This is a genomic window from Ruegeria sp. HKCCA0235A (assembly GCF_013033235.1).
GTDB lineage: Bacteria > Pseudomonadota > Alphaproteobacteria > Rhodobacterales > Rhodobacteraceae > Ruegeria.
This window is the reverse complement of sequence record NZ_WQDQ01000003.1, coordinates 39475-65275: the sequence shown is the minus strand read 5'-3', so window position 1 is coordinate 65275 and position 25801 is coordinate 39475. Positions and strand designations below refer to the sequence as shown.

Genomic DNA, 25801 nt, shown 5'->3' with positions numbered 1-25801 from the left:
CAGTTGCCCGAGGCTTACCACCATTTCCCGGGCTTGGCCACAAAACCGGCCGCGTTTTCCAGCGCATAGGCGGTATTGAGCAGGTCGCCTTCTTCCCAGGGACGCCCGATCAGCTGCAATCCCAGCGGAAGACCTTGTGTGTCCAGCCCTGCGGGGACCGAGATACCGGGCAGTCCGGCCAGGTTCACGGTCACGGTGAAGACATCGTTCAAATACATCTGAACAGGATCTGCTTCGGTCATTTCGCCCAGACCGAAGGCCGCCGATGGGGTTGCCGGGGTCAGGATGGCGTCGACACCGGCCGCGAACACGCCTTCGAAGTCTTTCTTGATCAGCGTGCGCACCTTGCGGGCACGATTGTAATAGGCGTCGTAGAAACCAGCCGACAGAACATAGGTGCCGACCATGACCCGGCGCTGCACTTCGTGGCCAAAGCCCTCGGCGCGGGTCTTTTCGTACATCTCGGTGATGCCATCCCCCTGCGCCAACTGTGCACGATGCCCATAGCGGACACCGTCATAGCGGGCGAGGTTCGAGGACGCCTCGGCCGGGGCGATCACATAGTAGGCAGGCAGCGCATACTTGGCGTGCGGCAGCGAGATATCGACGATCTCGGCCCCCGCATCCTTCAGCATCGCGGCACCATCGGCCCAGAGCTTTTCGATCTCGGCGGGCATGCCGTCCATGCGGTATTCCTTGGGGATACCGATCTTCTTGCCCTTGATGTCGCCAGTCAGCATCGCTTCGAAATTCGGAACGGCCAGATCCGCACTGGTCGAATCCTTGGCGTCATGGCCGCACATGGTTTCCAGCATGATCGCGGCGTCGCGGACATTCTTGGTCATCGGACCGGCCTGATCCAGCGAGGACGCAAACGCCACAATGCCCCAGCGCGAGCAACGACCATAGGTCGGCTTGATGCCGGTGATCCCGACAAAAGCCGCGGGCTGCCGGATGGAACCGCCGGTATCGGTACCCGTTGCTGCAAGGCACAGATCGGCAGCAACGGCGGCCGCAGATCCGCCCGACGAACCGCCTGGCGTCAGCTGCGCATCATCGTTGCCACGACGCCACGGGCTGACCGCGTTGCCATAGACCGATGTTTCGTTGGACGAGCCCATGGCGAATTCGTCCATGTTCAGCTTGCCCAGCATCACCGCGCCTGCGTCGGCCAGTTGCTGTGACACGGTGGATTCGTATTCCGGCTTGAAGCCTTCAAGAATGCCCGACGCGGCTTGCGACGGCACGCCCTTGGTGCAGAACAGGTCCTTGATGCCGATCGGCAGGCCACACATTGACGGAGCGTCCCCACCCTTGATCCGTTCATCCGCGGCCTTGGCGCGCTCCATCGCGATCTCGGGCGTCTTGTGGACGAATGCGTTCAGCGCATCTGCTTCATCAATGGCTTTCAAGCAGGCTTCTGTCAGCTCAACAGAGGTGACGTCGCCGGCTCGCAACGCGTCGCGGGCATCGGCCAGGCCCAATTTGTTCAGATCGCTCATGTCTTACTCCACCACTTTGGGGACTGCGAAGAACCCTTCGCGGGCGTCGGGGGCGTTGGCCAGAATCTTGTTCTGCTGATTGCCATCGGTGACTTCGTCCTGACGACGCTTGAGGCGCATGGGTGTGACCGAAACCATCGGCTCGACACCTTCCACATCCACTTCGTTCAGCTGTTCGATGAACCCAAGGATGGTGTTGAACTCGGATGCCAGCGCCGGCAGCGCGTCATCCTCGACCTTGATCCGGGCCAGTTTGGCCACTTTGGCGGCGGTGCTTTGGTCAATTGACATCGGCTTCCCTCATCTACGTTAGGGGGCGTTTACCCGTCTGTAGCGGCAGTCGCAAGACCGGGCTGCCTTGGGCAGGTCCCAGTTTGGAATTCCCCCCTCTTCTGAGGCTATTCAAAACTGAATGACAGGTATGCAAAAAAGTAAACCGAATAGTTCATTATCGATCTTGAAAACTAAACTGTACTGTTCATTTTATTTATGCGACATAACGCAAACCGGAGAAAAAACATGAAACCCCTGATAACAGCCGCAGTCTTGTCCGCCACGATTTTGGCCGCACCGGCCATGGCTTTGGGTATCGACACAAGCAACCTGACACGCACGTTGACCTTCCCGTCCCCTATCACGGAACCGGTCACGCAGGATCAGGTTAAACCTGCCAAATAACGCGCAGGTCCTGGCCGGGTCAGATATCCCCTCTCTGACCCGGCTGTTTTTCATTTTCGAGGATGCACATCCCAGAGCAAGCCGCTAGCATGACGTCGAATACAGAACAGAACTGCGCCGAGGTTTCGTAGTTCAGGCAAGCCAGTGGAGCAGATGATGAGCGCGCAAAAACAAGCGGTTCTGGACGCAATCGACGCAGCCAATGCAAATGACCCCAACCAAGATGAGGGCCGCGCCGCGGCGCTGCTGTATGGTGAACGCATGAGTGCCGAGTTGGACCGCCTGTTTCCGGACGCTTCCGACGCCCTTCAAATCGCCGCGCGCGGGCAGCATGTGGAACGTTGGAAACTTGCCCGCAGTGAATATCCCGAAGGCCGGGTTGGATACCTGTCATGGCGCAAGGCGCAGGGCGAACACCATGCCGACGTGGTCATGGGGTTGATGACCCGCGAAGGTTACGATTCACAACAGGTCGAGGCCGCAGGGCGCATGTTGCGCAAACAGGGCATCAAGCGGGACGCGGAAGTGCAGGCGTTGGAAGACGTGATCTGCTTTGTGTTTCTGAAATGGTATTTCCAGCCCTTTGCCGCGAAACACTCGGCCGAGAAAATCCAGAGCATCGTTGAAAAAACGGCTCGCAAGATGTCGCCCGAAGGCCGCGCTCGGGTGTTGAGCGAATTTGATCTGCCCGACCATCTGGCGGCAGCCTTTCAGAACTAGGATCGGACCAGGGCGGTTTCGTTGACCTCCTTGTTACGAAGCTCGGAGGACACACGCGATCCTTCCGCGTCTCAAGACGCCGGGCCTTTGCCAAAACGGCCCCTGACAAGAGCCGCGCGATACACTTCGATCATCCAACCCAGCATGATGGCATTCAGGATATGCCACATGAAATGCGTCCCCATCGGCCATTGCCTGCAAATTGGCAGATCGAGCGCACGGAACGTGATCGATAGAATCAGGAGCAGGGCCCCGAGCGTCATCCCTCTGGCCAAGTTCGGATCATTGCCCCGCAGCAGGAACGCGTAGATCAGGATCAACAAAGGGACCGGCGCGTAAACCGCCGACCCGCCAAGCCCCGGCACAAGCTGGAACAAGGGCGCAACGGCCGCCGCATAGGGAAGAAACAGAAGCGTACCGCAGATCGCCAATCCAGACGACATGCGACAGATGTCGCGGTTCACCGCATATATATAGACCAATATGAACAGCAGGATCGGCGCCACATCCGCCAAAGCCGCCCAAACCCGGGCATGGGTGTGAAACAGATAGCTTCCGATCCCGATCATGGCCAAAATCACGACCAGACCCTTGGCCAGCGGCATGTCCTGATCGCGCACGCGCCGCCACATGATCCATGCGGCAATCAGAAAAGCAGCGTTCGTGATCGCATTGATCGGCTCGGCCCAATAGTCCGCCGACACGCGTTCGCAATAGCCATCAATTTCTCGAATCCAGTCCATGGAATTTTACATAGCCGATGCTAGGCTGCTGCCAAGAGACCTTATGGGAGGAAAACCGGAATGAACATTATCTGGCTGGGCCATGGCAGTTTTCGCATTGAAACTCAGGGGCAGGTTCTGTTGATCGACCCGTGGCTGACCGGCAACCCGGTCTTGCCCGAAGATCGGCATGATGCCGTGCTGGAAGGGGCGACCCACATTCTTTTGACCCACACGCATTTTGACCACGTGGCCGATGTACTTCCCCTGGCAAAGCACCTGAAAATCCCCGTTGTCGGACAATATGACCTGATGGGATACTGGAGCGAAGCGGAAGGCATTGAGACCATCGGTTTCAACAAAGGCGGCACCGTCGATCTGAACGGCGTCATGGTGACGATGGTACCGGCCTCTCACAGCTCGACTTTTTCAACACAGGACGGTCTGCGCACCGGCGGCAGTGAAGTCGGATTCATGATCGCGGCCGAGGGGCGTATGCTCTACGTCTCGGGCGATACCGACATCATGGCCGACATGGAATGGATGGGGGATTACTACAAGCCCGATATCGGCATCCTTTCGGCCGGCGGGCATTTCACCATGGATATGAAAGCCGCCGCCTATGCCGCGAAACGGTACTTCGACTTCAAGACGGTCATCCCATGTCACTACAAGACGTTCCCCATTCTGGAACAATCCGCACAGGCATTGATCGACGGGTTGCCCGGGGTCGACGTGATCGAACCTGAGGTTATGAAAGCCATCACCGTCTGACGACAGAGCAGCGCGTCAGCACGGCTTGTCCTGGCGGCGCGCTTCGAAGAAGGCCTTCAAAAGCGCGGCAGCCTCTTCGCCTGCAATCCCGTCATAGACTTCGGGCACGTGATGCGCCTGTGCATGCGAAAACACGCGCGCGCCATGCGCCACGCCCCCGGATTTGGAGTCTGCCGCACCGTAATAGATCCGCCGGATGCGCGCGGCCGCCAAGGCCGCGGCGCACATCGCGCAAGGCTCCAACGTGACGTAGAGATCATGATCCGGCAGCCGTTCAGAGCCCGCCTGCGCACAGGCTGCACGCAAGGCCATGATTTCCGCATGGGCCGTGGGGTCATTCAACTCGCGCGTCCGGTTTCCGGCCACGGCCACGACCGCTCCGTCCGGTCCGACGACAACGGCCCCCACGGGCACCTCGCCGCGGTCAGCGGCTGCGCGCGCCTCGGCCAGGGCCTGTTGCATATGCGATTTGAATACCATGCCCCCTGACTGCCGCAGAAACCCGCCTTTCGCAAGCGCCCGGGATGCGGTATGGCCCTGACATGAACAAGACCCCACCCCCCGGCGATCGGATCGCCAAAGTCCTGGCCCGCGCTGGCGTAGCGTCCCGGCGCGAGGCTGAACGCATGATAGAAGCGGGCCGAGTGGCAGTGAATGGCAAGACCATCGACAGCCCCGCCCTGAACGTGACCGCGAAAGACAAGATCGCAGTCGACGGCAGGCCGGTCTCGGAACCGGAACCGTCGCGTCTGTGGCTGTATCACAAGCCCGCCGGGTTGGTGACGACGACCCGCGACGAAAAAGGACGAGAGACAATATTCGACAAGCTGCCCGACGACATGCCACGGGTAATGAGCGTCGGTCGGTTGGATCTGAATTCCGAAGGATTGCTGCTGTTGACCAACGATGGCGGCATCAAGCGCAAGCTGGAACTGCCCTCGACCGGCTGGTTGCGGAAGTACCGCGTGCGGGTGAACGGTCGCCCGAAGGACGAAGATTTCGAACCGCTGCGCAAGGGGCTGGTGATCGAGGGAGAACGGTTCCAGCCAATGACCGTCTCATTGGATCGCCAGCAGGGCGCAAATGCCTGGCTGACGATCGGTTTGCGCGAAGGCAAGAACCGCGAAATCCGCCGCGCGATGGAAGATATCGGTTTTACCGTGAATCGTCTGTTGCGGGTGTCCTACGGCCCCTTCCAGCTTGGGACGTTGAAACAGGGCGAGGTCGAAGAAGTCCGTCGCAGGGTGATGCGGGACCAGCTGGGTCTGGACGCCGAAGACAAGCCCGGCAACCCGCCCAAACGCCCGTCACGACCCAAAAGAAAACGACCTCAGATCGGCAAGAATCCCCGTAAGTGATGTGGGTTCGGCAACCTTCCCCCTAGCGCTAAGCCCGCGCATACCCTAAATTTTCAGTGAAAGCTGCTATTTGGGGGGCGTGATGTCCGGAAGCGGAGTGCAAAAACTGGCCTACGCTGTGCTGTTGGTGCTGTTGTTTGGCGTCTGCACTGGTTTGCTCGGAGGTCTGTAAGCCATGGCAAAGCGGTTTGGCGGCAAATACAGCCCACAGGGAGATGAACCGGAAAACACCCCACTGCCCAAGGGTCAGTTTGACGGCGCACGGGTCGAGCCCGCTGGCGCACGTGCGAATATTCTGTTTCTACCCGCCATTCCTTTGGTGTTTCTGTCCCTGAACGACGGCGCGATTGGCATGACGCTGGGGCTGGTCGCCGCTGGTTTTCTGACGGCGGCCGCATTCTTGCTGCGAGAAGGTCTGAGAGCTGAGGCCGCGTACAATGCCCGCAAAACCGCCCGACGCCCTGCTTTTCCGCGCAAGATATTTGCCAGTGTTCTCACAGGCCTTGGCGCAGGCCTTGCGTCTTACAGATCCGAGTTTCTGGACGCTGAAGCAGCAGCGCAGGTCAGCCTGTTGGCCCCCGCGCTGTTTGGCGTGGCAGCGACCGCTCTGCATTCTGTCTCATTCGGGCTTGATCCGATGAAGAACAAGGGCATGGAGGGGGTCGACACCTTTCAGCAAGACCGAGTGGCGCGCGTGGTCGATGATGCCGAGAAACACTTGTCGGAAATGACGGATGCCATAAAACGCGCGGGCGATCGACGTGTCGAAGCCCGGGTCGAGCGATTTCAGGACACCGCACGTGACCTGTTCCGCACGGTCGAGGAAGACCCCCGCGATCTGGCCGGCGCAAGAAAATATCTGACTGTGTATCTACAGGGCGCGCGTGATGCGACTGTCAAATTTGCTGATGTCTATGCGCGCACCCGCGACGCGCAGGCACTGGCCGACTATTCCGCCCTTCTGGACGATCTGGAACAGAATTTTGCCGCGCGTACGCGGAAAATGCTATTGGATGACCGCAGTGATCTGACGGTCGAAATCGACGTGTTGCGTGAAAGATTGCAGCGCGAAGGCGTCCGGCTGGACTGACCGGCCATATTTGAGCGAGGAACATACCCATGTCCGATGAGATCAAGAACAAGGCAGTTCAGGCCGAGACTCTGGTACAGGAAGTCACCGCAGTTGCCCTACCCGAACCGCAAGCCGAAGTCGTGTCGTTGGAGGAAGCCGACGAACCCGTCAGCGCCGAAATTCGCAAGCGGATGAATGAAATCGACATGGACAACACCAATTCGATTGTCGCGTTTGGCTCGTCCGCTCAGGCCGAGCTGCAGGAAATCAGCCAGGCCATGCTTGCGGATGTGCGCAACAAGGATGTCGGCCCGGCCGGAGACAGCCTGCGCAATATCGTGACCACAATCCGCGGTTTCTCGGTCAGTGAACTTGACGTGCGGCGCGAGCGCAGCTGGTGGGAGAAACTGTTGGGCAGGGCTGCACCGTTTGCAAAATTCACAGCGCAATACGAAGAGGTTCAGGGCCAGATCGATCGCATTACCGACGATCTTCTGGGGCATGAGCATACGCTGCTCAAGGATATCAAATCTCTGGATCTGCTTTATGAGAAGACCTTGGACTTTTATGACGAACTGGCGCTGTACATCGCTGCGGGCGAAGAGAAGCTGACCGAGCTGGACAGCCACGACATCCCTGAAAAGGAAGCCGAAGTTCAGGCCGCTCCGGAAGATCAGCAAGTGATGAAGGCACAGGAGCTGCGTGACATGCGCGCGGCGCGTGACGACCTTGAACGCCGGGTTCATGACCTGAAATTGACACGACAGGTCACGATGCAGTCCCTGCCGTCGATCCGCTTGGTTCAGGAAAACGACAAATCGCTGGTCACCAAGATCAACTCGACACTGGTGAACACGGTCCCGCTATGGGAAACGCAGCTGGCCCAAGCGGTTACGATACAACGCAGCGCCGAAGCCGCCGCCGCGGTGCGGGATGCCAACGACCTGACGAACGAGCTTTTGACTTCGAATGCGGCCAACCTGCGCGAATCGAACAAGATGATCCGCCAAGAGATGGAGCGCGGCGTGTTCGACATCGAAGCGGTCAAGCAGGCCAATGCCGACCTGATTGGCACCATCAACGAAAGCCTTGCCATTGCGGACGAAGGCAAGGCCAAACGCGCCGCAGCCGAAGCTGAGTTGCAGAAGATGGAAAAGGAACTGCGCGACACTTTGGCGGCCGCCAAGGCGCGCCGCGACGGAACCGGCGACACTGCCGGTACGGCGGTTCCCGGCTAAGGGCGGGATCGGCGTGCGGGCCTTCGGTTACTTGAAAGGGACCTTGGGGATGGTATCGCTTTTGGCTCTGGCCAATTGCGACGAGACCCTGACGTCATCTGTTGTTCCGCAACCTCGCCCGACACCCGCCCCCGTGGCAGCCAATGCCTATGTGCCGCCGTCGGCCGCAAGTCAGGATCTGGCGCGTTTTTATCAGCGGGTTGAACGGGATTTGCTGGTGCGGGGGCTTTTGCGCACCGATGGGGGCGGTCCGGACACCCCCTATGATGCCGACGATCTGGCGCGGAATTTTGAAGCGATTGCGTTCTACAGCGAGTATCCGACGCAGAGCGTCGCGGTTGGCTCGCGTCAGACGGACGGGCAACTCAGCCGATGGTCCGGCTCTGTCCGCATACAGACCGAGTTCGGGCCCTCCGTGCTTCCCTCTGCACGGCAGAAAGATGCAGATCAGGTGCGGTCCTTTGCAACCCGACTGGCCAGATTGACCGATCATCCGGTTTCCGTTGTCTCCCGCAACGCCAATTTCCATGTCTTTTTTGCAGGCAAGGATGACAGCGCCTATGTCGTATCCCGCCTCAAACAGCTGATCCCGAATATCAGTCAGGACTCGCTGAATCTGGTGGCCAATCCACGTGCAAATTTCGACTGTCTGGTGTTTGCATCGGCAACGACCTCATCACCGCACAGATACGTACGTGCCGTGTCCCTCATTCGGGCGGAATTGACGGATTTGGGTCGCCAAAGCTGCATTCACGAAGAAATTGCTCAGGGTCTTGGTTTGTCCAATGACAGCCCGGCAGCGCGACCTTCGATTTTCAACGATGATGACGAATTTGCCTTGCTGACCAGTCACGACGAAAAGCTGCTGACGATGTTGTATGACCCACGGTTGCAGCCCGGCGTAGGCGTTGATGAAGCGCGGCCCATCGTACGAATTATCGCACATGAATTGATGGGGCAGTCGCTCTGACCCCAAGGACAGGAGAACCCAAATGGGAATATTCGATTTTCTGACCGGAGAATTCATTGATGTCATTCATTGGGTGGACGACACCCGTGACACGATGGTCTGGCGGTTCGAACGTGAGGGCCACGAGATCAAGTATGGCGCCAAGCTGACCGTGCGCGAGGGCCAGGCGGCCGTATTCGTGCACGAAGGCCAGCTGGCCGACGTTTTCACGCCGGGCCTCTATATGCTTGAAACCAACAACATGCCGATCATGACGACGCTGCAGCATTGGGATCACGGGTTCCAGTCGCCGTTCAAGTCCGAGATCTATTTCGTCAACACGACCCGGTTCAACGACCTGAAATGGGGCACAAAAAATCCGATCATGCTGCGCGATCCCGAATTCGGCCCGACCCGGATCCGCGCCTATGGCACCTACACGATCCGGGTGAAGGACCCGGCCAAATTTCTGGTCGAGATCGTGGGCACCGACGGTGAATTCACCATGGACGAGATCAGCTTTCAGATCCGCAACATCATCGTGCAGGAATTCAGCCGGGTGATCGCGGGCTCGGGCATCCCGGTTCTGGACATGGCTGCAAACACCGCCGATCTGGGCAAGCTGATCGCGGCCGAGGTCTCGCCCGTGCTCGACGGTTATGGGCTGGAAATGCCGGAATTCTACATCGAAAACATCTCACTGCCGCCGGCAGTTGAGGCGGCGCTGGACAAGCGCACCTCGATGGGGCTGGCGGGGGATCTGGGCAAGTTCACCCAGTATTCCGCGGCCGAGGCGATGACGGCGGCCGCCAGTTCCCCGAGCGGAGGCGGCGGCATGGGCGCTGGCCTTGGTATGGGAATGGGCATGGCGATGGCGAACCAGATGTCGAACATGGCAGCGGGTCAGTCGTCAGGCCCGTGGGGCGCGCCCGCGCCCGCTGCCTCGCAACCATCCGCGCATGTGGCCCCGCCGCCTCCGCCGCCGGTCGAGCATGTCTGGCATATCGCGGTGGACGGTCAGACCAGCGGCCCGTTCTCGAAGGCCAAGATGGGCCGCATGGCCAGCGAGGGAGAAATTACGCGGGACACTTTCGTGTGGACGCCCGGCCAGGACGGATGGAAGAAAGCGGGCGAGGTGCAGGAACTGGCGCAGCTGTTCACGATCCTGCCGCCTCCGCCGCCCGGGGCGTGAGGCATCGGCATGACCGCATCGCGGAAACGCTCGAAGACAGGCGGGCGCAAAGCGCCGCAGCCGCAATTCATCTGCCCTTGCTGCGACTATGTCACCCTAGCCGAGCGCGGGGCCTATCTTCACTATCCCCTCGACAAGTGACCACCTATGACCCAGCCTCCTGCCCCGCCATCCGGTTCTGCGGAACATCGTTTTCAATGTGACAATTGCGGCGCGGATTATCGATTCGACCCGCAATCCGGCACTCTGACCTGTGACCATTGCGGCCATTCCGAACCGATCGGTGCAGGCCCCTGGGGCAGCGCCAGCCTGCGCGAGCTGGATTTCGACGCTGCCATCGCCGACCGCCTGCCCGACAGCGAAATCGAGGAGACGCGGGTTCTGTCCTGCCCGAACTGTGCAGCGCAGGTTGAATTCGATCCCGACACCCATGCTGCGGAATGCCCGTTCTGCGCCACCCCGGTCGTGACGGACACCGGGGTGAACCGGCATATCAAACCGAAAGGCGTTCTGCCCTTTGCGCTGGACGAGCGCGCCGCCCACAAAGCCATGAGCGACTGGCTGGGGCGGCTGTGGTTCGCGCCGAACGGGTTGAAGGATTATGCCCGCAAGGGCCGCAGGATGCAGGGCATCTATGTGCCCTACTGGACCTTCGACGCCGATACGAAGTCGGCCTATCGCGCAGAGCGCGGCATAGTCTACTATGAAACCCGCACCGTCATGCGGGATGGCAAACGGGTACAACAACAGGTGCCCAAGGTCCGCTGGACGCCCAAGTCCGGCCGGGTGGCGCGGTTTTTTGACGACGTGTTGGTGTTGGCCTCAAAGTCCCTGCCCAAGGCTTACACGGATGCTCTGGAGCCTTGGGATCTCCCAGCTCTGGAACCCTACCAGCCAGAGTACCTCGCCGGTTTTCGGGCCGAGGCCTATACGGTCGAGCTGAAAGACGGATATGCCGAAGCGCGCGCATATATGGCCCGCGTGATCGAGCGGGACGTGCGGTTTGATATTGGGGGCGACAGGCAACGCATCCATGCAGTGGACACCGATGTGCGCGATGTCACGTTCAAGCATATCCTGCTGCCGGTCTGGTTGGCGGCGTACAAGTATCGCGGTCAGACGTATCGTTTCGTGGTGAACGGCCGGACCGGCCGGGTTCAGGGAGAACGCCCCTGGTCGGCAATCAAGATCACGATCGCCGTTGTGCTTGGCCTGCTGGTTGCCGCGGGCATCGGATACCTGATGGCGACCGGACAGCAATGACCTTCGGGGGTTACTCCGCCGAAAACTCTGCGGCGGAACCCCTTGAACATCCCCGGCTTCTCACCCATCCTGCCGCCGGCTGCCCCGGAGGAGAAGACGACGTGACCCTGGCCGACCTGAACACGCTTCTGACCGCGCGCCATTCCTGCCGCGCCTTTCGGCCCGACCCGGTGCCACGTGGTGACATCGAACAGATCGTGGCCAGCGCGTCGCGGGTGCCAAGCTGGTGCAATGCGCAACCTTGGCAATTGGTCGTCACCAGCAAAGACGAAACCGACAGTTTCCGCGACGCGATGTCAAACGAAGCCAGGAACGGCACGCCGGCCCCCGATCTTCCTTTTCCCGTTTCCTACTCCGGCGTGTATCAAGACCGGCGCCGGACGTGTGGCTGGGCGCTTTACAGCGCGGTTGGCATAGAACGGGGGGACCGTGAAGGATCGGCGCAGCAAATGATGCAGAACTTTGCCCTCTTTGGCGCACCACATTGTGCCATCATCTCAAGCCCGGCAGAGCTGGGACCTTATGGTGCAATGGATTGCGGCGGCTTTGTCACGGCTTTTGCGCTCGCCGCTCAGGCCTTGGGCGTGGCAACCATCCCGCAAGCGGCATTGGCGGCGTACAGCCCTTTTTTGCATCAGTATTTTCAGATCCCCGATGACCGGTTGATCCTGTGCGCAATTTCCTTTGGCTATTCGGATATGGATCATCCTGCAAACAGCTTCCGTACGGAACGCGCGGCATTGGGTGACTTTGTGGACTGGCGCGGCTAAACCATCGCTCAGGCAGGCTCAACGTTTCGGGGGAGGAACCAAGTGCGCGCATTGCTGCAAAGGGTGACACAGGCCAAAGTGTCGGTCGAAGGCACCGTCATCGGCAAAACTGGTCCCGGGCTCATGATTCTTGTCTGCGCCATGCAGGGCGACAGCAAGGCACAGGCAGAAAAACTGGCCGAAAAAACCGCGAAACTGCGGATTTTCAAGGATGACGCCGGCAAGATGAACCGCTCGCTTCTGGATGTTCAAGGCTCTGCTCTGGTGGTCAGCCAGTTTACGTTGGCGGCGGACACTTCCAGCGGCAATCGCCCCGGATTTTCAAACGCAGCCCCGCCCGAGCTGGGAGAGCAGTTGTACAAGGTCTTCGCCGAGCACCTTGCCGCGCAGGGTGTCGCGGTGGAAACCGGCCAGTTCGGCGCGGACATGGCGGTAGAACTTGTAAATGACGGGCCGGTCACGATCTGGGTGGAGAATTGATGGATATTGAGAAGCAAGCCGTCACGTTGTGGCAGGCCGGTGTTGAGGCCGTCGGCGGGTACGAGGCCACCCTGGCCGCCTTGCCTGATGTCCCGAAACCCGACCGTATTCTGGCCGTGGGCAAACCCGCCGCAGCCATGGCGCGGGCTGCGCTGGAACATTTCGGCGCCATCCCAACGCTTGTGGTCACCAAAGACGACCATGGCCGCGACCTGCCGGGTGGGGTCGAGGTGATCGAGGCGTCGCACCCCGTTCCGGACGACCGCAGTCTTGCGGGCGGGCGGGCGCTGCGCCTGGCCATGGAACAGATGGGGCCCGGATCACATGTGCTGCTGCTGGTCTCGGGCGGCGCGTCATCTCTGGCCGAGGACCTGCTTCCCGGAACATCGCTTGATGACCTCGGGGCGTTGAACCGCGAACTGCTGTCGAAAGGGCTGGATATCCGCGCGATGAATGCCGAGCGTCGCAAGCTGTCGCGTATCAAGGGCGGCGGTCTGCTGTCCCATTTCGCCGGAGACCGCGCCACTGTTCTGGCGATCTCGGACGTGCCCGGAGACGATCTGAACGTCATCGGCTCGGGAATCGGAGCATTGCCCGACAACCATTCCTTTGCGGCCACCACCCGGATCGTTGCTTCGAACGCGCATGCACGCAATGCCGCTGCCAAAGCAGCGGAAACAATGGGGCTGAGGGTTTTGACCAATGATGAGGCCTTGCACGACGACTATTTGCAGGTCGCGGCTCGTCTTGGGCCCATGCTGCGTGGAATGGAAAAAGGCGTGATGATCTTTGGCGGAGAACCGACCGTGGTCTTGCCTGATTACCCGGGACGTGGTGGTAGAAATCAGGCCCTTGCGCTTGCTTTGGCAAAAGAGATCGCGGGGCAAACGGATCTTGCGGTGATCGTGGGTGGCACCGACGGCACGGATGGCCCGACAAATGCGGCGGGTGGAATCATAACGGGAGCAACCTGGGGTGAGGGCGCCGAACGCGCCCTTCAAAACGCCGATAGCGGGTCTTTCCTGGAAAAAGTCCAAGGCCTGCTGACAACCGGGCCAACCGGCACCAATGTCATGGATCTGGTTGTCGCGATACGTGGATGAATTGACGCTTATCATGCCGCTTTGGCCCGCAATCGACCAGAAACTACCCGAAAATGCAGAATGTATCTGAACACCCACTAAGCGATTGCCGCACACCGGACAACAAAGCGAAGGCTTCGGCCTTCGGCATTTAGGAGAAATAACCTTGCCCGGTTCGCGGAAATAAGCCAACGTTGACTCATGCGTCAACAAAAAGCCCCCCAAGGGGCTAGAACCACTCAATAGGGAGACACTCAATGAATGAACAAATAACGCATATGGCCGGTCAGGTCACAGCCGGGAAGATGACTCGCCGCGAATTCATGGGGAAAGCCGCGGCCCTGGGTGTTTCGGCGGCGGTGGCCAGCACGATGTTCGCAGACGCAGCACGCGCGGCTGGCCCGAAAAAAGGCGGTGACCTGAAATTTGGCCTTCAGGGTGGCGAATCCACCAACTCGCTGGATCCCGCGACCTATGCCAGTTCGGTTCCGTTCCAGAACGGCAAACAGTTTGGCGACCAGCTTGTGGAAGTTGCACCCGATGGGTCCATCGAACCGCGTCTGGCAGAAAGCGTCGAAGGCAGCGCGGATGCCAAGGTTTGGACGTTCAAACTGCGTCAGGGTGTCGAATTCCACAACGGCAAAACCATGACCAGCGAGGACGTGCTGAAGACAATGCAGCGCCACTCGAACGAAGACTCCAAGTCTGGTGCCCTTGGTATCATGAAGGGCATCGAGTCGATGAAAGCCGATGGCGACAATTTCCAGGTCACTCTGTCCGAGCCAAACGCTGACCTTCCGTATCTGATGGCCGACTACCACCTGATCATTCAGCCCGATGGCGGCATGGACAATCCCGGAGCAGGTATCGGAACCGGACCATACAAGGTGGAAGTAGACGAACCCGGTGTGCGCCACTTGTTCACAAAATACGAGAACCACTGGAACTCTGATTTTGGTAACTTCGACAGTGTTGAAGTCGTGGTTATCAATGACGCAACTGCGCGTACCGCTGCATTGCAATCGGGTCAGGTCCACGCCATCAACCGTGTTGAACCAAAGGTCGCGGACCTGCTGGGGCGCGCACCCAATCTGACCGTGCACTCGACCGCTGGCCGCGGCCACTATGTCTTTATCATGCACTGCGATACCGCACCGTTCGACAACAACGAACTGCGCACGGCCCTGAAGTATGCCATCAACCGTGCGGATCTGGTGGACAAAGTACTGCGCGGCTATGGCTCTATCGGTAACGACATGCCGATTAACGCAGCCTATCCACTGTTTGATGAGACCATCGAACAGCGCGAGTTCAGCGTGGAAAAAGCCGCCGAGCACTACAAGAAGTCCGGTCATGATGGCTCGCCGATTGTCCTTCGTGTTGCAGACGGCGCCTTCCCGGGCGCAGTGGATGCTGCAGCCCTGTTCCAACAGACAGCGGCCCAAGCTGGAATTCCCCTGGAAATCAAGCGCGAGCCAAATGACGGCTACTGGTCCGAGGTTTGGAACGTACAGCCCTTCTGTGCCTCTTACTGGGGCGGTCGTCCGGTGCAGGACCAGATGTATTCGACCGCGTATCTGTCGACGGCTGACTGGAACGATACACGTTTCAAAGTTCAGGCATTTGACGACCTGCTGTTCGCGGCTCGTGCAGAACTGGATGTCGAGAAACGCAAGGGCATCTATAGCCAGATGGGCCGCATGGTCCGTGATGAAGGCGGTCTGATTTGCCCGATGTTCAACGATTTTGTCGAAGGTGTCAGCAACCAACTGGATGGTTGGGAAAGCGACCCGACACAGGAAATGATGAACGGCAACATGTCCCGCAAAATGTGGTTCGTCTGATACAGGCATCGGATAATGCATCCTATCATAAAACTGGTTTCCCAGCGCCTCGCGCTGGGAATCCTATTGCTGTTCGGCGCTTCGGCCTTGATTTTTGGCCTGACCGAAGCTCTTCCCGGAGACGCCGCGCAAGCCGTCCTGGGGCAGTCCGCAACCCCCGAGGCCTTGGCCAACCTTCGCGAAGAAATGGGCCTGAACCGCCCGGCCCTGACCCGTTATTTTGAATGGCTGGGCGGCATCGTTCAGGGTGACCTTGGCCAATCGCTGACCAACAAGCTTGATATTGCCGAGAGCATCGGAAAACGCCTCGGGAACACGTTGTTCCTGGCTTGTGTCGCGGCAATCGTATCCGTCCCGCTTGCGATTTTCCTGGGGCTACTGGCCGTCCGGTACCGCAATCGCTGGCCCGACAAACTGATTTCCGCCGTCACGCTGACAACGGTTTCTATCCCCGAGTTCCTGATCGGCTACGTCGTGATCTACTACATCTCGGTCAAACTGGGATGGTTTTCCTCGCTTGCGATGATCAACGACTCGATGTCGTTCTGGCAAAAGCTGAACGCGATTGCGCTGCCTGCCTTCGTTCTGACACTGGTGGTCCTGGCGCAGATGATGCGGATGACCCGCGCTGCAATTCTGAACCTCATGCAATCAGCTTACATCGAAACCGCCGAACTCAAGGGCCTGAGCACATTTCAGGTCATCGCGCGCCATGCCTTTCCCAACGCAATCTCACCCATCGTGAACGTTGTCATGCTGAACCTCGCCTACCTCGTTGTTGGCGTCGTCGTGGTCGAAGTCGTGTTCGTCTATCCCGGCATGGGGCAGTACCTTGTGGACGCAGTGACCAAGCGTGACGTGCCGGTTGTTCTGGCCTGCGGCGTGGTGTTCGCGGCTGTTTACATCGGCCTGAACATGGTCGCGGATATCGTCTCGATCCTCGCCAACCCAAGACTGAGGCATCCGAAATGAAAAACATCCCTATTTCGGCTCTGATTGGCCTCATATTCACCGGCGCCTATTTCTTCGTGGCCATTGCTGCCCCGTTGATCGCGCCTTACGGGATGGCGGAAGTGGTCGGCGATGTATGGGAACAGGCCAGCGCCGAGCACCTGCTGGGCACCGACAATATCGGCCGCGACCTGCTGACCCGCATGATCTATGGCGGCCGCACGACGATCTTCATTGCCGCCGCAGCGACATTGCTCAGCTTCTTGACCGGTACATCGCTTGGTCTTCTGGCCGCCGTTCTGGGCGGTTGGGCGGATCAGGCGCTTAGCCGGACAGTCGATCTGATCATGTCGATCCCTACCCTGATACTTGCGCTGGTCATTCTGGCCATCGTTCCGGTTACTGTTCCGATCCTGATCCTTGTCATGGGGCTTTTGGATGCGACACGCCCCTATCGCCTGTCGCGCTCCGTCGCCGTGGATATCAACGTGATGGATTATGTCGAAGCCGCCAAACTGCGTGGTGAGGGGCGGACATGGATCATCTTCCGGGAAATCCTGCCGAACGCATTGTCACCGCTGGTGGCCGAGTTCGGCCTGCGGTTCATTTTCATGGTGCTTTTCATCTCTACCCTGTCCTTCCTGGGTCTCGGCGTTCAACCGCCGCTGGCCGACTGGGGTGGCATCGTGAAGGAAAACAAGGACGGCATCGTGTATGGCATTGGCGCGGCCCTGTACCCCGCGGTGGCCATCGCGACGCTCGCAATCTCGGTCAACCTTGTGGCTGACTGGATCCTCAACCGTACTACATCGTTGAAAGGAGGTCGGGGATGAGTGATACCCTTCTCAAGGTCCGTGACCTCAAGATCGGTGCGACCGTTTACCCACCGGGTGAGAAACCCCATGACATCGAAATCGTGCACGGGGTCAGCTTTGACCTCGAGCGCGGCAAGGTATTGGGTCTGATCGGTGAATCCGGCGCTGGGAAATCCACCATCGGTCTTGCCTCGATGGCCTATGGCCGGGGTGGCGTTGAAATCACCGGCGGCGAAGTCTGGGTCAACGGGCGCGACATCCTGAAATCATCGCATGGCGATATTCGGAATCTGCGCGGGGGTGAGGTTGCCTATGTCTCGCAATCTGCCGCCGCGTCGTTCAACCCGGCCAAGAAGATCATGGATCAGGTTGTCGAAGCGGCTGTCGAGCACAAGAAGTTTTCGCGCAAAGAGGCCGAGGCCCGCGCGCGTGAGCTTTTCGCAAAGCTGGGCTTGCCTGACCCTGACAACATCGGCAACCGTTATCCGCACCAGGTTTCGGGCGGTCAGTTGCAGCGTTGCATGACCGCATTGGCACTGTGTCCTGAACCCGATCTGGTGGTGTTCGACGAACCGACCACGGCGCTGGATGTTACCACCCAGATCGATGTTCTTATGGCGATCAAGGATGCCATACGCGATACCGGCGTTGCCGCTTTGTACATCACGCATGACCTGGCGGTTGTTGCGCAGGTCAGCGACGATATCATGGTTTTGCGGATGGGTGACACAGTCGAATACGGCAGCACCGATCAGATCATCAACAACCCGCAGGAAGAATATACTCAGGCTTTGGTCTCGGTGCGTTCGATCGAGCACGAAGAAAAGCAGCCCACACCTGAACCGCTGCTTACCGTTGACGGGATCACCGCGCGCTACAAGGGGCTGAACTTCGACGTGCTGCATAACGTCAATGTCGAGCTTCATCCGGGGCAGACGCTGGCGGTCGTGGGCGAATCCGGTTCGGGCAAATCCACGCTGGCCCGGGTGATCACCGGCCTGTTGCCGCCGCGCGATGGCGAGATCCGTTTTGCCGGTCGCACGCTGTCGCCGGACCTTGCGGGGCGTTCTCGCGAGGATCTGCGCGAGTTGCAGATGATCTATCAGATGGCGGACGTGGCAATGAACCCACGCCAGACCGTCGGCACCATCATCGGCCGCCCGTTGGAGTTCTATTTCAACATGCGTGGCGCTGAAAAGCGCAAGCGGATCATCGAGCTGTTGGATGAGATCGAGTTGGGCGAAAAGTTCATCGACCGCTATCCTGCGGAACTGTCCGGAGGTCAGAAACAGCGTGTCTGTATCGCCCGGTCACTGGCAGCCAAGCCCAAGATGATCATCTGTGACGAGGTCACTTCGGCGCTGGATCCGCTGGTGGCAGACGGGATCCTCAAGCTGCTGCTGGACCTGCAAAAGATCGAAGATGTGGCCTATCTGTTCATCACCCATGATCTGGCGACGGTCCGCGCGATCAGCGACAGCATCGCGGTGATGTATCAGGGTCGCGTGGCCCGTTATGGCTCGAAGAGCCAGGTGCTGAGCCCGCCCTTCGACGATTATACCGACCTGCTGCTCAGTTCGGTGCCTGAAATGCATCTGGGCTGGCTGGAAGAGGTTGTCGCCCATCGCAAGATGGAAAGCGCCGGCAACTGATCCGGTTCGTGACATTTCGATGAAGGTTTGAAATCCCGGCACCTTGTGTGAAGACAGGTGTCGGGATTTTGCTATTGGGGGCGCAAAGTGGCAGCCCGAAGACGTCGAATCTCTTAGGGTCGCCGGAACGCAATGTCTCTCAAAGGGCTTCGACATGGACCGCAAGCTACTTCTCATCATTCTGGACGGTGTCCCCTATCGCAACTTTCGCCGCCTGTTCGGCAATCTCGAAGGCTGGGTCGACAGCGGAGAAGCACGGCTTTGGAAACTCCGCGCGGTGCTGCCCTCGACATCGGCCAGTTGCTATGCGTCGATCCACACCGGCGTGACGCCGCAAGAGCATGGCTGTACCGGAAATGGAAACGTCTTCCGGCTAAGCCACAAGGACGTGTTCAGCCAGGTGCGTGAAGCCGGTGGTGTGACCGGGGCGGTGACACACAGCTATTGGTCGCAGTTCTTCAACCGTCATCCCTTCGATTACGTCCGCGACATCGAATATGACGAACCCGAAAGCGCGACGATCAACCATGGCCGTTTTCACAGCATGACGGGCTATGGCAAAGCCAATCAGATGACGCCATCCGATGTCGACCTGTATGCCACTCTGACCAATCTGTGCCTTCGTTTCGGGCTGGACTATGGCATTCTGCACACCTGCACGCTGGACAGTATGGGCCACCGTTTCTTCCACGATTGTGAAGAAATGGATCACGCTTGCTTTGTCGCCGACGAGATGCTGGCCCCTTTCATCCCCCGCTGGCGCCAGTTGGGATATGAAGTGATCGTCACCGCGGATCACGGCCAGGACGAGCGTGGGCACCACGGCGGGCGCGGCTCGCTGCAACAGGAAACGGCGCTGTACTATTTCGGCGACGCCGAAGGGCCGGACTCCGATACCGTTATAAGCCAGTTGCAATTGGCCCCGACGATCCTGAGCCGAATGGGCGCCCCCATTGCTGAGACAATGAAGGCCGAACCGTTTCTGCGGTAACACGCAAGCAGCTTCGGGGCCGCTTATGCGGCCTTCGCAGCTACCACTGTCGCAAACACCTGATATCCATAAAGAGACCCGTTTCGAGCACGTCTTTCGTGCTCGGCCACAAGCCCTTCTGCCAGTTCTTTTCCGATATCACCCCGCTCGTACATTTGCTTGGTGGTCAGGGCGACCCAAGGCAACATCTGCTCGGCTGTCGAGACAACTCTGCTCTGCACGTCAAAATGTTGCACGGAAAGTCCGGCATCGGAAATCATTGACCTGAGTTTTGCGACGATAAAAGGATCGGTCACAAACTCGCGCACAAACTCCTTTGCGCATATATCCAGTGGATCATTCGGAAAAGCATTGAAGGTCGCTTTTGAGAAATCAGCGTCACAGACGATCAAGATCCCATCGGGTTTCAGCACTCTGAAGGCCTCGGCAACCAACGATTTGGGGTCTTCTACATGCGTGAGCACCGTGTGCATGATAACCGCATCGACGGCATCATCCTCCAGCGGAAGCGCGGCACCGTCGGCAACCTTGAAAGTCAGGTTCGAATACTCCTTGGCCCGCGTGTTGGCTTCCGAGACAAATCCTTTCGAAGGTTCGAAACCTATGACCTTCGCCGGGTGGCAGTGTGATGCGATGCGACGTGTGACGGCGCCTGCACCGGCGCCGACCTCGACAACCGTCGATGCATCCGTGACGTTCAGATGACCCAGATACGCGGCCACGATCCGCTCCATCGTCGGGTCTGCTTGCCGCTGGTCCATCGAATCCGCAAACAGCTTGATGAATTCAGGCCCTGCGGCATCGACGTTCTGAAAGGGGTCGGCCATTAGGTAAGATCTCCTCGGAAAATTTGAGTGAGCTTACCCCAGCCAGCCGGTTTTCGGCATACAGGCCCCAAAAAGGACCAGAGCCTTCAATTCACTGCATCAGTCGTAGGACCAGATCCCCTGCCCCAGCGCTTCTATCGCAACCGAGATACGCTCAAAACTGTCGGCCGCACGTTTCACCGCGGTTCGTGCGCGCAGATACCCGTGCACAAGACCGAATTCATTGATCCAGTGGGCCTGCCCGCCCGCCGCATTGATCCGACTGCAATAAACTTGCCCGTCGTCACGCAGCGGATCGCAATCAGCCGTTACAACCACGGTCGGTGGCAGGTTTGAAAAGTCACTGTCCTGCAATGGCGCATAGGTCGGATCGCCCTGGGGCGGATCGCCCGCGCATCGGACGGTTTCATAGAACCTGATTTCATCCAACGTCAGCAAGGGGGCCTGGGCATGTTCCTGGTAGGACCCCTGACTGCGGTCCCCTCCGAGGCCCGGATAGATCAGCACCTGCCCCAGGATCCCGTCCAAACGCCCGCGCGCGTAATGGGATACGGCAGCAGCCAGATTTCCACCGGCGCTGTCACCGGCCAAAATCAAAGGGTCTCCGAATTCATTTGCCGCCCAGTTCGCAGCGCTCCAACAGTCATCAAACTGTGCCGGGTGCACATGTTCAGGACACAGCCGGTAATCGACGGCGACGACCCGGTACCCGGTTTGGGCGCATAATTCAGCGCAAACATCGTCGTGACTTTCCAGACCACCAACAACGAAACCGCCACCATGAAAATAGATGACGGTTCGGGTTGGTTGCCCGGCAGAGTAAATTCGAACCGGAACACCATCGGCCGCCCGGTCCTGAGTTTCCACGCCAGCCGGGCGTGGTTGGCGAAAGTCCTGACACATGGTGTCATAGACACGGCGCTGATCCTCGATCGACAGCTCGACCGCGTCATCGGGATAGCTTTCGGCCGTGCGACGTATGAACGCCCAGGTTTCTTCGTCGATCAGGCGTTCATAGTCCATTGTCCCTCCGGCTTATTCAGACCACTCCCATGGCCGGGTGTATACGCCCAGCACTTTTGCGACATCGTCTTCCGAAGATCCGTTCGCGTCAAGCTGCGCAACGAGGCCGCGTTTCTTGTCATCAATGACGGAAACCACCCGCGCCGCCAAACCGGCATCCTCGAGGGCGCCGTTGTAGATACGAGTGATGGCCTGTTTCCGAAGTTCAGGTTTGAACACCTTGCCAACGGCCGTTTTGGGCAGTTCATCCAGAATGGTCATGTGCTTGGGTTGCGCCGCGCGTTCATGCACGTGAACCTTGCAGTAATCCATCAGCTCTTTTTCGGTGACAGACGCACCCTCGACCAGTTCGACAAAGGCGCAGGGAACTTCACCGGAATGCGCATCCGGCTGGCCGATGGCACCGGCAAAAGCGACGGCCTCGTGACCCAGCAAAGCCTCTTCGATCTCGGCAGGGTCGATGTTGTGACCGCCACGAATGATCAGGTCCTTGGCGCGACCGGTGATCCATAGATACCCATCTTCGTCGAAGCGCCCCAGATCGCCCGTGCGCAGGTACTTGTCGAAGTGATACAGGTTAACGTTTTTGTCGGCCTCGGTATAGGTATTGCCCGCATAGACACCCGGGTTCGAGATGCAGATCTCACCGATTTGATCAGTTTCGCACTCGGTCGGTCCGTCTGGCCCATCCTGCAATATCTTGACGTCTGTATAGGGGAACGGAATACCGATCGATCCGATCTTTTTCTCACCATCCACCGGGTTGCACGAAACCAGACACGTGGCCTCTGTCAGACCGTACCCTTCGACAATGGTGACGCCAGTCGCTTCTTCAAAGCGGCGGAACAGTTCCACCGGCAGCGGGGCCGAGCCCGAGAAGGCCGTTTTTACGCTTGAGATATCGGCATCGACTGGGCGCTGCATCTTGGCTGAAATCGCGGTTGGCACGGTGATGATGAAGCTCACCTTCCAACGCTCGATCAGCTTCCAGAAATTGTCGAACACCCCGTCGCCGCGATATCCCTGTGGCGTCGGGAAAACCACATGGGCACCGGATGATACGGCCGCCATCACAATCACATGCACCGCAAAAACGTGGAACATGGGCAGCGGGCACATGATGACGTCGTTTTCGTCAAACAGAAGCGTGTTCCCCAACCAGCCGTTGTAGATCAGGCCGGAATACTTGTGCTGCGCCACCTTCGGCATACCCGTGGTACCGCCGGTATGGAAATAACAGGCGACACGATCTTCCTTGCTGTCTTCAAACGTCAGCGTCGTCGGTTGCTTGGCCAGTTCCGTGTGGAAGTTCTTGTAATCCGCATGGGCAAGCTTTTCCTTGTCGCCCATCTTGGGGCGCAGAAACGGCACCAGCCATGATTTGGGCGGGGTCAGATACCGGTTCAGATCGATTTCCAGAATGGTATTGACCTTGGGTGCGTGGCGCACCGCCTCTTCGACCTTCTGCGCGACATCTGTTTTCGGGAAAGATTTCAGCGTCACCACGACCTTGGCGCCGGTCTCGCGCAGGATCGCGGCAATCTGTTCCGGTTCAAGCAAGGGGTTGATCGGGTTCACGATCCCCGCAACCGCGCCGCCCATCATCGTGACCAGTGTTTCGTTGCAGTTGGGCAGCACATAGGCGACCACGTCTTTTTCACCCACACCCAGCGAGCGGAACAGGTTTGCTGCCTGGTTGACCTGACCCAGAAGTTGCGACCAGGTCAGGGTCTCGGCCTTGTCCTTCGGGCCCGAGAACAGTTGGAAGCTCATGGCATTGTGGTTGGGGAACTTCCCTGCGGTGCGCGACAAAAGCTGATGGAAGGTGACGGGCAAATCCCGATCCTCCCACGGCATTTCCTGTTCCATGCGCTTCTTGTCTTCCAAACCCACAAAGGCCATGTGGTTCCTCCCGTATTATTCTCCCGCGTTTTGCGCGGGCTTGTTGTTCGCAACCAAGATGGAAGCAAAACGAACCTCGCGCAAGCGAGGCCTTAGCCTTCAGGGGGAGTAAAATGTAGAATGACGCTACGGCGAATTCGCAAGTGCCGGAGCGTCACTCTTATTCTGCGGCGACACCATCGGTGAACTGCAACCGGGCAAGGCGTGCATACAGCCCGTCCTGAGACACCAGATCCTCGTGACTGCCTTGTGCAACGATGCGGCCTTCCTCTAGCACGATGATGCGGTCCGCTTTCTTAACGGTCGCCAATCTGTGCGCGACGATCAGGGTCGTGCGCCCGGCACGCATCTTGTCCACCGCGCCCTGCACTGCGCGTTCGCTTTCCGCATCCAGCGCCGAAGTCGCCTCGTCCAGCAGCAGAACCGGCGCGTCGCGCAGGATTGCGCGGGCAATGGCAATACGCTGCTTCTGCCCGCCAGAAAGCATGACACCGCGTTCGCCGACAAAGCTGTCATATCCTTGGGGCAAGGCCGTAATAAAATCATGCGCGGCAGCGGCCCGGGCGGCGGCCTCGACTTCTGCATCCGAGGCGTCCAGACGACCAAAGCGGATGTTTTCCCGCGCGGATGCAGCAAAGATCACGGGATCCTGAGGCACCAGAGCCATGTGGCGGCGGAAGTCCGACCGGTTGATGTCGCGCAGATCAAGACCGTCCAGCGTCACGCGGCCCGAGTTCGGATCATAGAATCGCTGGATCAGTTGGATCACGGTTGTTTTTCCCGCCCCGGATGGCCCGACGAATGCGACCGTCTCGCCGGGTTTCACCAGAAGTGACAGATGATCCAGTGCAACCGTATCGGGCCGCGCGGGATAGCGGAAGCTGACATCTTCAAACCGGATTTCGCCCTGAATGTTCTTGGGCAGCGCTTTGGGATTGGCAGGGTCGGTCACGGTATCTTCTGCATGCAGCAGCTCGACCAGACGTTCGGTGGCCCCTGCGGCACGCTGAAGTTCGCTCCAGATTTCGGACAGGGCCGCGACCGAGCCCGCCATGATGATCGAATAGATGACGAACTGGATCAGAACGCCTTCGGTCATCACGCCATTTCGTACGTCATTGGCACCCATCCACAGAACGCCCACGATGCCCGAGAAAACCAGGAAGATCACGATCACCGTCAGCACCGCGCGGGTCTGTATGCGGCGCAGCGAGACGCTGTAGGATGTCTCGGTCATCTCACTGAACTGCTGGCGGCTGGCCTGTTCATGAGAAAATGCCTGAACGGTCTGTACCGCGCCCAATGCCTCACCCGCGTTGCCGGACGAGGCCGCGATCCAGTCCTGATTCTCGCGGCTGATCACGCGCAGACGGCGACCAAGTACAAGGATCGGCACGATGACCACCGGGATCAACAACAATACCAGCCCGGTCAGCTTGGCGGATGTCAGCAACATCAGAACCAGCCCACCGACGAACATCAGTATGTTTCGCAGGGCAATAGATATGGACGAGCCGAGAACAGATTGGATCAGCGTCGTGTCAGTGGTGATCCGGCTCAGCACCTCACCGGTCATGATTCGCTCATAGAATTCCGGGCTCATACCGATGACCCGATCAAACACCGCCTTGCGGATATCGGCCACTACCCGTTCGCCCAGACGGGTCACAAGCGCATACCGAATACCGGTGCCCACGGCCAGAACGGCAGCAATGACCAGCGCGGCCAGAAAATACCAATCCAGAAGCTCTCCATCCTGAATTCGGAAATTGTCGACCACGCGCCGTACCGCCAATGGCAGCGTCAGGGTCATGCTGGCCGTCAGAATCAACGCCAACGTCGCGCCGATCATCAGGAATTTGTAGGGTTTCATGAACGGCCAAAGCGAGGCCAGAACCCCAATCCTCTTTGAACGGGCGCGTTCCTCGGAGGCTCCGGGCGCGGCGGTATGCGTTGGCTTGCTGGCGGCTTGTCTTGCCATGTCTGGCCCTTGTAT

The 25801-nt window shown here is 59.0% G+C and carries 25 protein-coding genes; 17 read left to right on the top strand and 8 right to left on the bottom strand.

What is annotated here, in order from left to right; genetic code table 11:
* Nucleotides 1-14: 14 nt before the first annotated feature.
* Both gatA and gatC read right to left on the bottom strand, forming a co-directional pair.
* Nucleotides 15-1502, bottom strand: a complete 1488-nt coding sequence (gene gatA / locus GOW56_RS06380) for an Asp-tRNA(Asn)/Glu-tRNA(Gln) amidotransferase subunit GatA (protein WP_171205357.1) — start codon at nt 1500-1502, stop codon at nt 15-17.
* 3 nt (nt 1503-1505) lie between these two features.
* On the bottom strand, nt 1506-1793 hold the full coding sequence (gene gatC / locus GOW56_RS06375) for an Asp-tRNA(Asn)/Glu-tRNA(Gln) amidotransferase subunit GatC (protein ID WP_171114750.1): 288 nt from the start codon (nt 1791-1793) through the stop codon (nt 1506-1508).
* Between the two features lie 228 nt (nt 1794-2021).
* Between gatC and GOW56_RS06370 the strand changes: the two genes are divergently transcribed.
* Nucleotides 2022-2180, top strand: a complete 159-nt coding sequence (locus tag GOW56_RS06370) for a hypothetical protein (protein WP_171167089.1) — start codon at nt 2022-2024, stop codon at nt 2178-2180.
* A 156-nt stretch (nt 2181-2336) separates the two neighbouring features.
* The gene (locus GOW56_RS06365) at nt 2337-2900 is read left to right on the top strand and encodes a DUF4202 domain-containing protein (protein WP_171205356.1); all 564 of its coding nucleotides are present in this window, start codon (nt 2337-2339) and stop codon (nt 2898-2900) included.
* Nucleotides 2901-2971: 71 nt separating this feature from the next.
* Here the strand turns inward: GOW56_RS06365 and GOW56_RS06360 are convergent, their stop codons facing one another.
* The gene (locus GOW56_RS06360; RefSeq protein WP_171205355.1) at nt 2972-3643 is read right to left on the bottom strand and encodes a ceramidase domain-containing protein; all 672 of its coding nucleotides are present in this window, start codon (nt 3641-3643) and stop codon (nt 2972-2974) included.
* Between the two features lie 60 nt (nt 3644-3703).
* On the opposite strand from GOW56_RS06360, the gene GOW56_RS06355 reads away from it, so the two are divergent.
* On the top strand, nt 3704-4396 hold the full coding sequence (locus tag GOW56_RS06355; RefSeq protein ID WP_171205354.1) for a metal-dependent hydrolase: 693 nt from the start codon (nt 3704-3706) through the stop codon (nt 4394-4396).
* Nucleotides 4397-4411: 15 nt separating this feature from the next.
* Here the strand turns inward: GOW56_RS06355 and GOW56_RS06350 are convergent, their stop codons facing one another.
* Nucleotides 4412-4876 (bottom strand): nucleoside deaminase, encoded by a 465-nt coding sequence (locus tag GOW56_RS06350; RefSeq protein WP_171205353.1) that lies wholly within the window; start codon nt 4874-4876, stop codon nt 4412-4414.
* A gap of 62 nt (nt 4877-4938) precedes the next feature.
* Here GOW56_RS06350 and GOW56_RS06345 point away from each other — a divergent pair, with 62 nt between their 5' ends.
* The 14 genes from GOW56_RS06345 to GOW56_RS06280 all read left to right on the top strand — a co-directional run bounded on the left by GOW56_RS06345 (nt 4939) and on the right by GOW56_RS06280 (nt 20053).
* On the top strand, nt 4939-5754 hold the full coding sequence (locus GOW56_RS06345; protein ID WP_171167082.1) for a pseudouridine synthase: 816 nt from the start codon (nt 4939-4941) through the stop codon (nt 5752-5754).
* 175 nt (nt 5755-5929) lie between these two features.
* Complete coding sequence (locus GOW56_RS06340; RefSeq protein WP_171205352.1) at nt 5930-6844, top strand: 5-bromo-4-chloroindolyl phosphate hydrolysis family protein; 915 nt, start codon at nt 5930-5932, stop codon at nt 6842-6844.
* 29 nt (nt 6845-6873) lie between these two features.
* Nucleotides 6874-8064, top strand: a complete 1191-nt coding sequence (locus GOW56_RS06335) for a toxic anion resistance protein (RefSeq protein WP_171205351.1) — start codon at nt 6874-6876, stop codon at nt 8062-8064.
* A gap of 49 nt (nt 8065-8113) precedes the next feature.
* Nucleotides 8114-9034, top strand: a complete 921-nt coding sequence (locus GOW56_RS06330) for a DUF2927 domain-containing protein (RefSeq protein WP_171205350.1) — start codon at nt 8114-8116, stop codon at nt 9032-9034.
* 22 nt (nt 9035-9056) lie between these two features.
* Nucleotides 9057-10205, top strand: coding sequence for an SPFH domain-containing protein (locus GOW56_RS06325; protein ID WP_171205349.1), 1149 nt, complete (start codon nt 9057-9059; stop codon nt 10203-10205).
* Nucleotides 10206-10352: 147 nt separating this feature from the next.
* Nucleotides 10353-11468, top strand: a complete 1116-nt coding sequence (locus GOW56_RS06320) for a TFIIB-type zinc finger domain-containing protein (protein WP_171205348.1) — start codon at nt 10353-10355, stop codon at nt 11466-11468.
* Between the two features lie 101 nt (nt 11469-11569).
* A complete protein-coding gene (locus tag GOW56_RS06315; RefSeq protein ID WP_371807879.1) occupies nt 11570-12238 on the top strand; it encodes a nitroreductase in 669 nt (222 codons plus the stop codon).
* Between the two features lie 42 nt (nt 12239-12280).
* Entirely contained in the window at nt 12281-12718 is a 438-nt protein-coding gene (gene dtd, locus GOW56_RS06310; RefSeq protein ID WP_171205346.1) for a D-aminoacyl-tRNA deacylase, read from the top strand.
* Nucleotides 12718-13821: a DUF4147 domain-containing protein gene (locus tag GOW56_RS06305; RefSeq protein WP_171205345.1), complete on the top strand. Its 1104-nt coding sequence runs from the start codon at nt 12718-12720 to the stop codon at nt 13819-13821. The genes dtd and GOW56_RS06305 overlap by 1 nt, the downstream gene beginning before the upstream one ends.
* 236 nt (nt 13822-14057) lie before the next feature.
* Nucleotides 14058-15644, top strand: a complete 1587-nt coding sequence (locus GOW56_RS06300) for an ABC transporter substrate-binding protein (RefSeq protein WP_171167064.1) — start codon at nt 14058-14060, stop codon at nt 15642-15644.
* A 15-nt stretch (nt 15645-15659) separates the two neighbouring features.
* Nucleotides 15660-16616, top strand: a complete 957-nt coding sequence (locus tag GOW56_RS06295; protein ID WP_171167062.1) for an ABC transporter permease — start codon at nt 15660-15662, stop codon at nt 16614-16616.
* On the top strand, nt 16613-17428 hold the full coding sequence (locus GOW56_RS06290) for an ABC transporter permease (protein ID WP_171205344.1): 816 nt from the start codon (nt 16613-16615) through the stop codon (nt 17426-17428). Before GOW56_RS06295 ends, GOW56_RS06290 begins: the two co-directional genes overlap by 4 nt.
* Nucleotides 17425-19062, top strand: a complete 1638-nt coding sequence (locus tag GOW56_RS06285; protein WP_152458795.1) for an ABC transporter ATP-binding protein — start codon at nt 17425-17427, stop codon at nt 19060-19062. The genes GOW56_RS06290 and GOW56_RS06285 overlap by 4 nt, the downstream gene beginning before the upstream one ends.
* A 154-nt stretch (nt 19063-19216) precedes the next feature.
* Nucleotides 19217-20053 carry an alkaline phosphatase family protein gene (locus tag GOW56_RS06280; RefSeq protein WP_171205343.1) on the top strand — a complete coding sequence of 279 codons (837 nt, stop codon included), beginning with the start codon at nt 19217-19219 and terminating at the stop codon, nt 20051-20053.
* A gap of 23 nt (nt 20054-20076) precedes the next feature.
* Here the strand turns inward: GOW56_RS06280 and GOW56_RS06275 are convergent, their stop codons facing one another.
* The 4 genes from GOW56_RS06275 to GOW56_RS06260 form a co-directional block, all read right to left on the bottom strand.
* Nucleotides 20077-20880 (bottom strand): methyltransferase domain-containing protein, encoded by an 804-nt coding sequence (locus tag GOW56_RS06275; RefSeq protein ID WP_171167060.1) that lies wholly within the window; start codon nt 20878-20880, stop codon nt 20077-20079.
* A 99-nt stretch (nt 20881-20979) separates the two neighbouring features.
* Nucleotides 20980-21903, bottom strand: coding sequence for an alpha/beta hydrolase (locus tag GOW56_RS06270; protein WP_171205342.1), 924 nt, complete (start codon nt 21901-21903; stop codon nt 20980-20982).
* Between the two features lie 12 nt (nt 21904-21915).
* Nucleotides 21916-23805, bottom strand: coding sequence for an acyl-CoA synthetase (locus GOW56_RS06265; RefSeq protein WP_171114710.1), 1890 nt, complete (start codon nt 23803-23805; stop codon nt 21916-21918).
* A gap of 160 nt (nt 23806-23965) precedes the next feature.
* Nucleotides 23966-25786: an ABC transporter transmembrane domain-containing protein gene (locus GOW56_RS06260; protein WP_171205341.1), complete on the bottom strand. Its 1821-nt coding sequence runs from the start codon at nt 25784-25786 to the stop codon at nt 23966-23968.
* Between the last annotated feature and the right edge of the window lie 15 nt (nt 25787-25801).